This is a genomic window from Thermoactinomyces vulgaris (assembly GCF_003688725.1).
GTDB classification, from domain to species: domain Bacteria; phylum Bacillota; class Bacilli; order Thermoactinomycetales; family Thermoactinomycetaceae; genus Thermoactinomyces; species Thermoactinomyces vulgaris.
In genome coordinates, this window is the sequence record NZ_REFP01000011.1 from 116,505 (window position 1) to 129,505 (window position 13,001).

The 13,001-nt window shown below is 48.3% G+C and carries 12 protein-coding genes; 5 read left to right on the forward strand and 7 right to left on the reverse strand.

Annotated features, from left to right (window positions below; all coding sequences use genetic code 11):
* Nucleotides 1–53 precede the first annotated feature (53 nt).
* Nucleotides 54–491 carry a cupin domain-containing protein gene (locus ATH33_RS11000; protein WP_049720202.1) on the reverse strand — a complete coding sequence of 146 codons (438 nt, stop codon included), beginning with the start codon at nt 489–491 and terminating at the stop codon, nt 54–56.
* Nucleotides 492–1,193: 702 nt separating this feature from the next.
* Here ATH33_RS11000 and ATH33_RS11010 point away from each other — a divergent pair.
* Both ATH33_RS11010 and ATH33_RS11015 read left to right on the forward strand, forming a co-directional pair.
* Entirely contained in the window at nt 1,194–1,964 is a 771-nt protein-coding gene (locus ATH33_RS11010) for a class I SAM-dependent methyltransferase (RefSeq protein ID WP_049720177.1), read from the forward strand.
* A gap of 116 nt (nt 1,965–2,080) precedes the next feature.
* Complete coding sequence (locus ATH33_RS11015; RefSeq protein ID WP_037996806.1) at nt 2,081–3,178, forward strand: TIGR04053 family radical SAM/SPASM domain-containing protein; 1,098 nt, start codon at nt 2,081–2,083, stop codon at nt 3,176–3,178.
* Nucleotides 3,179–3,226: 48 nt separating this feature from the next.
* Here ATH33_RS11015 and ATH33_RS11020 read toward each other — a convergent pair whose 3' ends face one another.
* The 4 genes from ATH33_RS11020 to ATH33_RS11035 all read right to left on the reverse strand — a co-directional run bounded on the left by ATH33_RS11020 (nt 3,227) and on the right by ATH33_RS11035 (nt 6,456).
* Nucleotides 3,227–4,177, reverse strand: coding sequence for a multicopper oxidase domain-containing protein (locus ATH33_RS11020; protein ID WP_052186817.1), 951 nt, complete (start codon nt 4,175–4,177; stop codon nt 3,227–3,229).
* 184 nt (nt 4,178–4,361) lie between these two features.
* Nucleotides 4,362–4,661 carry a metal-sulfur cluster assembly factor gene (locus ATH33_RS11025; RefSeq protein ID WP_037996804.1) on the reverse strand — a complete coding sequence of 100 codons (300 nt, stop codon included), beginning with the start codon at nt 4,659–4,661 and terminating at the stop codon, nt 4,362–4,364.
* Nucleotides 4,652–5,920 (reverse strand): hypothetical protein, encoded by a 1,269-nt coding sequence (locus ATH33_RS11030; RefSeq protein ID WP_121874412.1) that lies wholly within the window; start codon nt 5,918–5,920, stop codon nt 4,652–4,654. The genes ATH33_RS11025 and ATH33_RS11030 overlap by 10 nt, the downstream gene beginning before the upstream one ends.
* A 5-nt stretch (nt 5,921–5,925) precedes the next feature.
* Nucleotides 5,926–6,456, reverse strand: coding sequence for a DUF2249 domain-containing protein (locus ATH33_RS11035; RefSeq protein WP_037996802.1), 531 nt, complete (start codon nt 6,454–6,456; stop codon nt 5,926–5,928).
* Nucleotides 6,457–6,634: 178 nt separating this feature from the next.
* On the opposite strand from ATH33_RS11035, the gene ATH33_RS11040 reads away from it, so the two are divergent.
* On the forward strand, nt 6,635–6,874 hold the full coding sequence (locus ATH33_RS11040; RefSeq protein WP_037996800.1) for a DUF2249 domain-containing protein: 240 nt from the start codon (nt 6,635–6,637) through the stop codon (nt 6,872–6,874).
* Nucleotides 6,875–6,941: 67 nt separating this feature from the next.
* Here ATH33_RS11040 and ATH33_RS11045 read toward each other — a convergent pair whose 3' ends face one another.
* Nucleotides 6,942–8,231, reverse strand: coding sequence for a hypothetical protein (locus ATH33_RS11045; protein ID WP_049720171.1), 1,290 nt, complete (start codon nt 8,229–8,231; stop codon nt 6,942–6,944).
* Between the two features lie 173 nt (nt 8,232–8,404).
* Nucleotides 8,405–10,687 carry a nitric-oxide reductase large subunit gene (locus tag ATH33_RS11050; RefSeq protein ID WP_121874413.1) on the reverse strand — a complete coding sequence of 761 codons (2,283 nt, stop codon included), beginning with the start codon at nt 10,685–10,687 and terminating at the stop codon, nt 8,405–8,407.
* A gap of 338 nt (nt 10,688–11,025) precedes the next feature.
* Between ATH33_RS11050 and hemE the strand changes: the two genes are divergently transcribed.
* Together hemE and hemH are read left to right on the forward strand one after the other, a co-directional pair.
* On the forward strand, nt 11,026–12,057 hold the full coding sequence (gene hemE / locus ATH33_RS11060) for a uroporphyrinogen decarboxylase (RefSeq protein WP_121874415.1): 1,032 nt from the start codon (nt 11,026–11,028) through the stop codon (nt 12,055–12,057).
* Nucleotides 12,057–12,992, forward strand: coding sequence for a ferrochelatase (gene hemH / locus ATH33_RS11065; RefSeq protein ID WP_037996081.1), 936 nt, complete (start codon nt 12,057–12,059; stop codon nt 12,990–12,992). The genes hemE and hemH overlap by 1 nt, the downstream gene beginning before the upstream one ends.
* Nucleotides 12,993–13,001: the final 9 nt, after the last annotated feature.

A 13,001-nucleotide genomic window follows, 5' to 3' on the forward strand; every position in this document is an offset into this window, starting at 1 on the left:
TGACAAGAGTAAGGCCACCTTATCATGGTGGCCTGTTTTTTATTTGGGGAAAATTATCTTTCTCTTTCCATCGCATCCCGCTTGGTCCGGTGAACCGTGCCGAACGGATGCTCCGGCGGGGCGTAAATGCTGTAGAGTTTCAAAGGCTGATATCCCGTATTGATAATGTTGTGCCATGTGCCGGCCGGAACCATGATGGCATCATCTTCAAATACGGCTCTTTGGAAATTTAACCGGTCTCTTTGCGGTCCCATTTGCACCCAGCCCTGGCCTTCTTCAATGCGCAAGAACTGGTCTACATTGCGGTGGACTTCCAGGCCGATATCTTCCCCGGGGTTAATGCTCATCAAAGTCACCTGCAAATGATCTCCCGTCCAGATGGCCGTGCGAAACGTTTGGTTTTGTTCAGCCGCTTGTTCGATATTGATGACAAAAGGTTTTTTTCCCTGATCTTCGAACCGGACCCTGTTGGGGTTGGACGGATCAGGCATTTGAGCATAATAAGGATACGGATAAGGAGGATACATGTAGTGATACACATTGCTCATCCCTTTCAAAGGTATTCATGCTTTTTTCAAAGGTGATTTCACATTATACATATGGGGATCCGTGGGCAGATGTTCCGTGTTTTTGAAATCAAAGAGTGAACACAAAAGAAAAAGACCTCGTGATGTGAGGTCTTTTTTGTCAAAATGTTTCAAATTAAATACAAAATGATTAAAATGATAAGCAAAACACTATCCAGGATACTAGCCAAAATATAGGCCGATTTGGGTTCCCAATTCAACTTTTTTCCAAAAGTGATAGCCCCGAATAGGAAGATCGATGACAGTACGGCGTAGATCAAAATTAAATATAGGATTTCTATCTTTATCCCTCCGTTTCTTTTACAGATTGGATCAGCAATGAAACCAGTTCCCAAAGAGTTATTCGTAAAAGGATCGGATTTTTTTGTCAAAATATTTTCTGTTTGGGAAGAAAACCATTTTGTTCATTTTTTTGGGAGGGACTTTCGGGATGTTTATGGTGCATGGTTTACTGACTTGTTTGTTTTTCTTTTGCTAAACTGAAAGTGGCAGAATTTGCGATTGTTCACGGAACAGGGTTGTATTCATTATTTACAAAAAATACGGAATAGGAAAAATGCGGTTCGGCAATAGTCCGATTTAATCACAGGTTTGGGAGGCGGAAAGATGAAAGTGGATTTTGGCCTGACTGCCGGCGATTACCGAAAGTACCGGGCGGGTTATCCGGATGAATTATATGACCGTCTTAAAAAGTACGGAGTGGGTCTCAAGGGACAATCCGTGCTGGATCTCGGGACCGGAACCGGGTATCTCGCCCGGAAATTTGCCAAGCAAGGGGCCCGGGTAACCGGAATAGACATTTCCAAAGAGCTGATCAAAGAAGCCCGGGAGCTGGATGAACAAGAAGGGGTCCATTCCCGATATGTGATCGCCCGGGCAGAGGCGTTGCCCTTTTCGGATTCCGAATTTGATGTGGTGACCGCCGGGCAGTGCTGGCACTGGTTTCAAGCGGATCAAGTGTTAAAAGAAGTGCGCCGTGTTTTGCGCTCGCACGGAAAACTGGCGATCATCCACCTGGATTGGCTGCCGCTGAAAGGAAATATTGTGGAAAAAACGGAAAAGCTCATCTTGTCGTATAATCCGGATTGGCAAGGGGCCGGGGGAACGGGGGTTTATCCGGCGTGGTTCACGCAAGTGGCGATCGGCGGATTTTCCGGTATCGAGTCTTTCACGTTTGATCTTATGATTCCATACAGCCAAGAGGCGTGGCGGGGGCGGATCCGGGCAAGCGCAGGGGTGGGGGCCAGTCTCCCGCCGGATGCAATCGCCAGGTTTGACCATGAGTTCAAAGAGTTCCTGGAAAAGAATTATGAGGAGACGCTTAAGATACCACATCGCGTTTTTTGTTTGGTTTGCACACCGAAGGAGGAACCATGATGGTTTGCATGGGAAGAAGAGCTTTCCTGTGGGGAAGCTCTTTTTTGTTTTGTGATCTTATTCACAAAGAGAAATCGTTTTTTTGGCTAAGATGAAGCTGGAAGGGATGTGATGGGATGAAGGCATGGGCAAAACCAAGGGATTACAACGTGAATCCGTTTATTGTGATATGGGAAGTCACCCGGGCTTGTGCGTTGAAATGTTTGCATTGCCGCGCGGAGGCCCAGTACCGCCGGGATCCGAGAGAGCTCTCGTTTGAAGAGGGAAAACATTTAATTGATGAGATTGCGATGATGGATTCGCCTTTGTTGGTCTTTACGGGCGGCGATCCATTTATGCGCCCGGATTTGTTTGAATTGGCCATATATGCCATTGAAGAAAAGAACTTACCCGTTTCCATCACCCCCAGCGCCACCCCCAGGGTGACCCGCCGGGCGGTGGAAAAAGCCAAAGAAGCCAAATTGTCCCGCTGGGCCTTCAGCCTGGATGGTTCATGTGCCGAGATCCATGATTTTTTCCGGGGAACCAAAGGATCTTATGATTTGACCATGAGAGGAATTCAATATCTGAAAGAATTGGGGATTCCGCTTCAAATCAATACCACTGTTTCCAAATACAATCTGGAAGATTTGCCGGAGATTGCGGACATAGTCAAAGAGATGGAAGCGGTGTTATGGAGTGTCTTCTTCCTGGTCCCCACCGGGAGGGGATTAAAAAAAGACATGATTTCCCCCGAGGAGCATGAATCGGTGATGAAATGGCTGTACGAGCTCAAAAAAACGATGCCTTGTGATATCAAAGTGACGGAAGCGCCGCACCATCGCCGTGTCTTTTTACAGGAGTCCCGGCGACAGCAGGAAACGGGCGTTTCACAAGCAGGCAAACGAAAAGATGTTTTGGGAAGAGCGCCGAAAGCCGTGAATGACGGAGACGGATTTGTGTTTATCAGTCATATCGGCGAAGTGTATCCCAGCGGTTTTTTGCCGGTGGTTTGCGGAAATGTCCGGTGGGAACCGTTGTGGAAAATTTACCGCGAGTCGCCCGTCATGCAAAACTTGCGGGATAAATCGAAGCTGAAAGGTAAATGCGGGGTTTGTGAATTCAAGGAGATTTGCGGAGGGTCCAGGTCACGGGCTTATGCGTTGACCGGGGATTATCTGGAGAGCGATCCCTCCTGCAGTTACATTCCGGCAGCGTTTCGGCCGGAAACATGAAAAAACCAAAGAAAAAGGGACTTCCAAGGTCGGAAGTTCCTTTCTTTTTTACCGGGTTACCCGGATGATTCCTTTGGCGCCTTTGGAAGCTTGCCGGAGCTGATGGCTGATGAAAGGATAGTTTCCTTCTTCCGTGACGGTTAGTTCGATCACGGCGCCCGCGCTCGGCGAAAGTTGCACGGTTTGCAGACCATGTAGCCGGTTGCGGGGATTTCCGTCCAAATAGACAGTATCCAGGGTGGTGCCGATCACATGGAAGGAAGAAACTTCATTCGGCCCGGCGTTGAGCACATACAACCGGATCCGTTCGCCGGCTTTTGCATGGAGCGGTTGTTCTTTCAAAGCATAATCGTTGCCGTTGAACACATTGTATTCCGGCATTCCGTTGGTCATGGCACCAAGGTCATTTTCTTTATACCATTCGCTTTGGACGATGACATATTCGCGGTCGATCGTTGCATCGGTCGGATAGCCGTTTTTGGGTTCAACGATGATCATGCCGAACATTCCGTTGGCAACGTGTTGCAGGACCGGGTCGGTTCCGCAGTGGTACATGAAGACGCCGGGGGTATCGGCGGAATAGGCGAAGGTGTTTTGCTGACGGGGCATCACGTTTGCAAATTTTTTGTCGGGGGCGGCATGGACGGCATGAAAGTCCATCGAATGCGGCAGGTTCGGATCTTTGTTTTTTAAGGTGAAGAAAAGTGTGTCCCCTTCTTTGACCCGGATCACCGGGCCGGGAACCGTGCCGTTAAAAGTCCAGGCGTTGTAATTCACGCCTTTGGAGATCTCGACGTCCGTCACTTGTGCGGTCATTTCAATACGGACTGTTTTCCCGTCCCGGGTGATTTTCGGCGGGATCGGCGATGCGTTCTCCCGTTGCACGGCAGGTTCGGTTTTCTCCGGGGGTGTTTCCGGTTCTTTTTTTGGCGGAATGGAACAACCGGACAGGACAAGCGATGAAATCACAAGAACAGAGAAAAAGTTTATAGTTTTCATTGATGATCACCACGTATTCTTTGGTCGTGTCAAATTCTGCAAATGTGCATTATTTCACAAATAAGTCGTTGAGACTGCCGGGATTCCCGGATTTTTGGCGGGATGTTTCTTTTGGTGCCCCGGGAGGGGCGGGCGGCGTTTGCCGGAAGACAAATGCTGCAGTGATGTGTTGATGAAGGACGGGTCAAAAGCCAAGCCATTCTCTTCCTTCCGGGGAAATTTTCTCCGGTGTCCACGGGGGATCCCAAACCACGTCCACTTCCACGCTTTCCACGGACGGCAATGAACTTAATGCGGCTTTTACCCCGCTGACGATGGTGTCATGAAGCGGGCATCCGGGGGTGGTCAGGGTCATCTCGATGAAAATATGGCCGTTTTTGATGTCCATTCGGTAAATCAGCCCGAGATCCACCACATTGACGCCCAACTCGGGATCATAAACTTCTTTCAGTCTTTCGATGACGGTTTCACGGGTTAAACACATGCTTTTTCCTCCTTTGACCTGAAAGTGAAGACGTTGCCGATGGTGGAGATGGCATACAGGCTGGAAAGCGAAAACAGAAGGAATCCGGCTTGAAAAAGAAAGGTGGATGATGTGACAATCCCGGGCACCGTTCCCAAAAAGGCAAAGCCCACAACATAAAGTGCCCGTTTCAATTTCTTCTCCTGAATCATTTCAGAAAGAAGCGGGACTTTGTTCTTTCCGACCTGGTTGCCGTATTGAAAGGTCCACCATAAAAAAGGCACGATTTTTGACAAATAACCGATGATCGTCAGGTAGACCCATCCCCATAAACCGATCCAGACGGTCAGGATGAAAAAGGACGGTTGGGAAACGAAAAAGGAACCAACGGCAAACCCAAGAAGACAGAGCGCCGTCAATAAATTGACTCTCAAGGTGAAATGAATGCCGGCTCCCGGATTTTTCTTGATCCCGGCTTGGCGGATCTGGTGCAATGCGTAAACGTAAAGGCAAAAAGCCACGGCCAAGAGCATGATGGAAAACCGGCTCCACGGTCCAATCCCCGTCAGGTTGCTTAAAGCCCCGCCGGCCACGGCCAGATTGAAGAGAATGAATGTCCGGTTTTGCCATTGGACCGGATGGTTGTGAGAGATGGAAAACATCGGCAACAGTTTATAACTGAAACCGATAATCAGATTGCCGAACCACCCGGCAACTCCGAGCCAGATATGGGTGTAAAGAAGCTGGTCATGGCTTACACCCAACTTCCCAAGGGTAAAATCAAAACCCATGAACATGCCGCTTGAAGCGGTCAAGATCAGGCAAACCAGCGCACTTCCCGCATGAAGGGTGACCGGATTCCATTGCCCGGCCCGAAGCAGCGTGATGCCGATGTTGAGAACAAAAAGCAATATGGCCAGAAACAGGAGCGTGCCAAAAACGGCAATCCAGCGGGGGTTAAAAAAGAAAAAGCCGAAGATCAAGCCGGTATGGCCGACCAGATAAAATACATAATGGAGTCCCCCCATTCTTTGGCTGAAGAGTGATTGGTTGAGAACCACCGGAACCAGTTGGTACACCGCTCCCATGGCAATCATGGATGCCCACCCCAGGACGAAGAGATGCGTCAATCCCCATCCGTACGGGGAGCGGGGTGCCGTCACATGAATGTCAGACTGGAACAAAACCGCTGTGATGAAAAACGCGGTCATTTCCAAGATCCCCGTAATGATAAAGCACAGCGGGATTTTCAGTGATGACGAATCGGCATGGATCTTCATCCCTTTCACTTCCTGTCCGTCCGGGGCTTGAAAATGGTAACCTCTGCGGAACCATCCTCTTTTTGTTCCACTTCACAGGTGCAGCCGAGCCGGTCCAACTCTTCCAACAGATACACGGGAACCCGGTCGTTGTGAATGATCACTTGATCACCGGGGGCGGCTTTTTCCAATTGATTCAGGGTCCGGACCATCGGTTCCGGAGGTTGAAGTCCCCGGTTGTCCAAGCGGTAAACCTGAGGTTCAATGTTTTCCCCGGTTTTGAACAGAGGTTCCGCCTTTTCCTCGATCGTTTTCCCGTTTTTCTTATAAAAAAGACAAGTCCAGTGATCCGGGGCCAGCTTGGTGGCATCACACCGAAAACCTTTCATTTTTAACATCCGGATTAATGGAACGGGTTTGAAGGTTGTATGCAAAAGCAACTGTTCTTCCTCTTTCAATGAGGCCACAGCGCCCATGATTTTTTGAAAAGGCTCAGTTTTTTTCCTTAAGTCCTCACGGACATCCAATTCCACGACGGGTTGATTCGGTTGTTTCATCAGTGAATCCCTCCTTTGGTTCCCACTATATAGAAGGACGGTCCGGGAGGTTGTGACCAAAATCACATCAAAATCCGGGTTTTGTTTTTCCGGGGAAAAGTGGGAAATATCACAGAAATTCCGGAAGAAGCGGACTAAAATAAATGCGGAATCCGATCAATAAAAGGAGGGTAAAGCATTGGAACATTCCTTTGCGGCAACCGTCGATGCAAGAGAATATGAACCGAAGGACAAGCACCGGATTATTTTTGAAACCTTTGACGGGTTACAGCCCGGACAAGCGATGTTGTTATACAACGACCACGATCCGAAACCACTCTATTATCAGTTTCAAATGGAAAGGCCGGAGACTTTCGGGTGGGAGTATTTGGAGGAAGGCCCGGAGGTCTGGCGTGTGGCGATCAGCAAAAAAGGTTGACATTTCATATTTCCATCCTTCTTGATGATGTGCCAAAGGGGATCACTGCTTGAAGCGTGATCCCCTTTCAAGCGGATGTCACCCCGCTTTTAAAAATAATCACGGCTCCGGTCGCATAAAGAACGAGGATCAGTGCCGTCAACAGCAGTTGAACCGGTACGAGGTTAAATCCGCTGATTTCCACCAAGTAATTAAAAAAATCATACAAGTCGGGCGTGATTTCGATGAAGGCAATGGTATACAAGGCCAGAGCGGCATTTTTGGCAAATTTCTTTTGCGCTTCCTCTTTGCGCTGTTCAGCCCGGCGCATTTCTTCATTGGAGAGAAGTTCAATCCATGAATCGAGTTTTTCGCTCAACGCTTCCAACAATTGATGGATACGGCTTGTCTCGCTTAATCCGTCGACCATGGGTTTAAACCGCTCGGGCAAACGGGATTCGTCCGTATATTGGATGATCAGAGGGATATCATCGATTTCCACTTTTAAATTGATGCATTGATCGATGGACAAATTCAGTTGTTTGAATTCATCTTTTTCAATAGGCAGCCATTGATCCAGGCAATACAAGTAGAACCAGTAATGTTGCAAATTCAATTCAATCAATTCATAAATCTCTTTGTCTGAATCATCAAATTCTCCAAAGATGATGACGGCGGCCCAACTCATAAAAATCATGAGCTGCTTCCGGTCATCGTAGTCCACGGGTGTCGAGTGGATGTTTTCCAGGTATTCCAACACTTTCTCTTTTTTTGCATTCATTTTTGAAAGTTCATTGGAATCATCATAACCGATTAAATCCGGTTTTAAAATGGCGGGAATCCCTTTTTGCAAAAAGCGGGGCAGACGGTCAAAGCGGGAGGTGTCCACATTGCCTTGAAGCGGGCTGAAAAAAACCATGGTCATGACGTAAGAAAGTCCGTTGTATTCCCAACCCGAGGAAGCGCTGGGTCGAAGCTCTTTCTTGTGTTTTCTTACCAACTCCCTCAACTCTTTGGTAATGACATAGATGACGGGAGAAATGTCATGGGTCCAATTGAGAATTTTTTGGTGGGATTTTTTCCTTTTTTCCAGATACCTCGCGGCAAAGGTCATGTTTCCGATGTAAATTTGCGGTTTGGAATAGTATTTAAACAGCCCGATTCCGGTTTGAAAAATATATAAAAATAATTGATCGGTGATTTTGGTGCAGATACATTTTTCATACAAAATCACTTTTTCCCTTTTCGTCAACGGGGATACTTGAAAATTTTTGGACAGATAAGCGCTGATTTCTTCGAATAATTCCGGGGAAAGCCGGGCGCCGAGATCAAACGGGATGTATCGGACCGGTTCTGACAAAATTTGATAGAAAGTCAAGTCCGCTCCCCCTTTCATTTAGTTATAAAAATAAACAAAAATTGCATAATATTACCTTTGTTTATTAATTATAAATAGAATTATATAAAAGATTCAACGGATGATTTTAAAATAAAACAACATGACACAGAAAAATCCCTGCTGCATGTAGAAACAGCAGGGAGACGGGGTGGTTATACATCTTTTGTTTTCTCAGCATAAGGAAGGCGTTTTCCCGTCAGGGACCATCCGGTTTTCAGCCCCAGGACAAACCAGCCGAGGACAAGTGCACCGATGGCAAAGAGGGTGTCTCCGATGGTCCGGAGCCAGACAAAGGTGTGAATGATCCCCTGCGACATGAATTGGGCGGAACGGGCGTACCAGGTTCCGTGTTCGACGCTGGCCCATGTTTGCATCAGGCCGATGGGGAGCAGGCTTAAAAGAACCATGAGCGCCAGTCCAATGTTGATGGTCCAAAACGAGAACGACAACGCTTTGGTCTTCCAAATCGATGGTTGGGTCAAACCGCGCAAACAGAAGAGCATCAATCCGATCCCGAGCATGCCGTACACACCGAACAAAGCGGTATGCCCGTGTACGGAGGTGGTGTTCAAACCTTGCATGTAATAAAGGGCGATCGGGGGATTGATAAAAAACCCGAACAATCCGGCACCGGTCAGGTTCCAGAAAGCAACGGCAATGAAGTAGTATATGGGCCATCGATAGGCTTGCACCCAGGGGCGGACCCGGGTGAGGGTTAAATTTTGATACGCTTCAAACCCGATCAGCACGAGCGGAACGACCTCAAGGGCACTGAAGGTTGCACCCAACGCCAAAACCCCGATCGGCGTTCCGCTGAAATACAGGTGGTGGAATGTGCCGATAATCCTGCCGAACAAGAAAACAATGGTAGAAAATAAAACGGAAGCGGTTGCGGTGGCTGTTCTCAAAAGTCCCATGCGAGTGAACAGGAAGGCGATGACAACGGTCGCAAACACTTCAAAAAATCCTTCCACCCACAGATGGACCACCCACCAGCGCCAGTATTCGGCGATGGCCAAATGCGTGTGTTGACCCCACATCAGGGCGGGGATGTAAAACAAGGGAATGGCGGTGGATGCAATCATGAACAAAATGAGCAAATGTCTGTCGTTTTGTTTCTTTTTCAGTGCCGGCCAAATTGCCCGCAACATCAAAAACAACCAAAGGAAAAGTCCGATGGTCAAAAATAACTGCCAAAACCTTCCCAGATCGGTATACTCATATCCCTGATGACCGAACCAGAAGTTGGACTTCAGCCCGAACCGTTCTTGAACAGCATACCACTGTCCGGCCATTGAGCCGATGACAATGATCACTAAGCAGACAAATAAAATGTTGACTAACAGACGTTGGTGTTTCGGTTCACGGCCGGAGACCGCCGGGGCCACAAACAAGCCGGTGGCGATCCAAGCCGTGGCAATCCAGAAGATGGCCAGTTGGGTATGCCATGTGCGGGTGATGGAATAGGGAATCCATTCGGCAATGGGAATCCCGTAAAAACCGCTTCCTTCAATCTGGTAATGCGCGGTGACGGCTCCCAACGCCACTTGAATCACCCATAATATACCGACCACCCAGAAATATTTCAGCGTTGCTTTCATGGATGGAGTGGGAGACAAGGCAAGCAAAGGATCTTTCTCGGGAAAATGATCTTCCGATCCAATTTCATCGTGTTGTTGCGTGGCATAATACCAAGCCAGAGCGCCTACGCCGGCCAGCAACAGGACGAAGCTGACCACCGACCAGAGTACCATTTCCCCGGTGGGATGATTGCCGATGAGGGGTTCATGCGGCCAGTTATTGGTGTAAGTAATGTCACTTCCCGGACGGTTCGTCGCACATGCCCAGGTTGACCAGAATAAAAAGGCGTTTAAGGATTTCATCCGCCCGGGATTTTTGACGGTCCCTTCGGGAATGGCATATTTTTCGCGCAAATCATCCAGTTTCGGATCGCTGCCAAACAATGATGAATAGTGCCGGCTGATGTGGGAAACCGCCTCGGCGCGCAAAGGGGAAATGACGAGATTGCCGGTTTCCGGTTGATAGGTGTTGGTTCTGATTTCTTTTTTCAATCGGGCTTGAAGCATGGCTTTTTTCTCATCGTCCAGTTGCTGATACGGTTTTTTGAATTGATCCGCGGCATATCGGTTTAACATCCACACGGCTTCCCGGTGCAGCCAATCCGCATTCCAATCCGGGGCCACATAAGCGCCGTGTCCCCAGATGGTTCCCAATTCCTGGCCGCCGATGGATTGCCAAACGTTTTGCCCTTCTTTGATATCTTTTTCGGTGAATAAAACCTTGCCGGTTGTGGTCACGACCTTTTTGGGAACCGGGGGCATGGTTTGATAAATTCTTCCCCCGTAATATCCCAAAATGGCGAATGAAATCAGAATCACCAGTCCAAGACCGGTCCAAAGCCGGGAATATCGCATGTCAAAATCCTCCTGATCCGTTTTTAAGCTGGTACTATTTTTTGGAACCAAGTATTTTTATTCAAAAACAAAAGAAGAAAAAGAACGGAAGGGAAGACAGAATCTGGACATTTTATGAAGAAAATCGGGAAACGCTTGGCAAAAAAATATATTGTGATATCATTAACAATGTGCAGAGGCAAACACTCTTTCGCTATGTTTTCATCAGGAAAATATTGGGATGGATGTTCAGGGAATATATAATCTGTTATTGCCGTTTTACTTATGTGAAAGAGTTGGTTTGGGTAAAAACTTAGTAAAGAGGTTTGCAGTATTGAACCATAAAGAGGTAGATAAATATGGGTCAAATGAATGATGTCTTTTTGAGAGCTTGTCGGAAAGAGGACACCCCTTATGTTCCTGTCTGGTATATGCGCCAAGCAGGAAGGTATCAGCCGGAGTACCGGGAAATCCGCCGGAAATATTCTTTTTTTGAGATGAGCGAAAATCCCGAGGTTTGTGCGAAAGTAACCTCGCTTCCGGTCGAACAGCTGGGCGTGGATGCCGCCATTTTGTTCGCGGATATTATGACGCCGCTGAAACATATCGGGGTGGAAGTTGCCATTCAACCGGGAACCGGTCCCGTGATTTCCAACCCGGTCCGGGGGGAAGAGGAGATCGGCCGTTTGGGAGAGCTGGATCCGGAGAAACATGTGCCTTACATTTTAGAAGCGGTTCAGATTTTAAATGAGCAGCTTTCCGTTCCTTTGATCGGTTTTGCCGGTGCGCCGTTTACGCTTGCCAGTTACATGGTGGAAGGCGGACCTTCCAAAAATTATCACAAAACGAAAGCATTGATGTATTCGGCACCTTCTGCTTGGGATCAGTTGATGGCGAAACTCGGCGACATGACCGTGAATTACCTGAAAGGACAAATTGAAGCAGGTGCCCATGCCGTACAAGTGTTTGACTCCTGGGTCGGTGCCTTGAACCAACAGGACTACCAAACCTATGTGGCTCCGGTCATGGAGCGGATCTTCCGCAAATTAAAGGAAGAAACTGATGTTCCCGTCATCTATTTCGGAGTCGGAGCCGGTCATCTCCTGGAGGCATGGAATCAACTGCCGGTGGATGTGATCGGTCTGGATTGGCGGACGCCGATCCGTTTTGCGAGGGAACAAGGGGTCGAAAAAGCTTTGCAAGGAAATCTTGACCCGTCGATTCTCATGGGCCCTTGGGAATTGATCGAAGAAAGGACCAAAGAAATTTTAGACCAGGGAATGAAACAGCCGGGCTATATTTTCAATTTGGGCCACGGTGTGTTTCCGGATGTTCGCGTGGAAACGCTTCAAAAATTGACTGAATTTGTCCATCAATATACAAGAAGGTGATGACCATCGCTAAAAAAACCGGTTTGCTCGTCATGGCGTACGGAACTCCGAGAAGTCCTGAGGAAATTGAACCTTATTACACCCACATCCGCCACGGCAGGAAGCCGCCTGCCGAACTGCTGGAAGACCTGAAACAACGTTATGAAATGATTGGCGGGGTGTCCCCGCTGGCACGCATTACGGAAGAACAAATGAAAGCTTTGGAAGAGGAGTTAAATTCCAGGTCTACGGACCGGACTTTTCAAGCGTACTTGGGATTAAAACACACGTACCCGTTCATTGAAGAGGCGGTCCGGAAAATGAAAGAGGATCAGATTGAGGAAGCGGTCAGCATTGTGTTGGCGCCACACTATTCCACCCTCAGCATTCAAACTTACAACGACCGCGCAAACCAGGAAGCCGAAAAACTGGGCGGTCCGAAGATTAAAACGGTGGACAGTTGGCATGACCATCCGGGATTTATCCGTTTATGGGCAAAACGGGTTCAAGAAACTTTGTCGTCCATCCCGGAAGAAGAGCGTGACCAAACGGTGGTGATTTTCACGGCGCACAGCCTGCCGGAGAAGATTCTTAAAACGGGGGATCCCTATCCGGAACAATTGGCGGAAACCGCCAAGCTGATTGCCGAAGAAGCGAAAATTCCACACTATGCGGTGGGCTGGCAAAGCGCGGGCCGGACGCCGGAGCCTTGGCTGGGACCGGATGTGCTGGATTTGACCCGGGAATTGTACGAACAAAAAGGATATCGTTCGTTTGTCTATTGCCCGGTCGGCTTTGTGGCGGATCATTTGGAAGTGCTTTATGACAACGATATTGAGTGCAAACAATTGACGGATGAGTTAAACGCCAACTATTACCGTCCGCCGATGCCCAATGTCGATCCGGAATTTATCCGTTGCCTTGCCGATGTGGTGGAGAAGCGCCTGACCACTTGAGGAGGAGAT

What these genes read in the sequence shown, in the direction of transcription:
- hemE (WP_121874415.1), top strand. Translation starts at nt 11,026, where the DNA reads ATGGGTCAAATGAATGATGTCTTTTTGAGAGCTTGTCGGAAAGAGGAC.
- ATH33_RS11030 (WP_121874412.1), bottom strand. Translation starts at nt 5,920, where the DNA reads ATGAAGATCCATGCCGATTCGTCATCACTGAAAATCCCGCTGTGCTTT.
- ATH33_RS11020 (WP_052186817.1), bottom strand. Translation starts at nt 4,177, where the DNA reads ATGAAAACTATAAACTTTTTCTCTGTTCTTGTGATTTCATCGCTTGTC.
- ATH33_RS11015 (WP_037996806.1), top strand. Translation starts at nt 2,081, where the DNA reads ATGAAGGCATGGGCAAAACCAAGGGATTACAACGTGAATCCGTTTATT.
- ATH33_RS11000 (WP_049720202.1), bottom strand. Translation starts at nt 491, where the DNA reads ATGCCTGATCCGTCCAACCCCAACAGGGTCCGGTTCGAAGATCAGGGA.
- ATH33_RS11050 (WP_121874413.1), bottom strand. Translation starts at nt 10,687, where the DNA reads ATGCGATATTCCCGGCTTTGGACCGGTCTTGGACTGGTGATTCTGATT.
- ATH33_RS11010 (WP_049720177.1), top strand. Translation starts at nt 1,194, where the DNA reads ATGAAAGTGGATTTTGGCCTGACTGCCGGCGATTACCGAAAGTACCGG.
- ATH33_RS11035 (WP_037996802.1), bottom strand. Translation starts at nt 6,456, where the DNA reads ATGAAACAACCGAATCAACCCGTCGTGGAATTGGATGTCCGTGAGGAC.
- hemH (WP_037996081.1), top strand. Translation starts at nt 12,057, where the DNA reads ATGACCATCGCTAAAAAAACCGGTTTGCTCGTCATGGCGTACGGAACT.
- ATH33_RS11025 (WP_037996804.1), bottom strand. Translation starts at nt 4,661, where the DNA reads ATGTGTTTAACCCGTGAAACCGTCATCGAAAGACTGAAAGAAGTTTAT.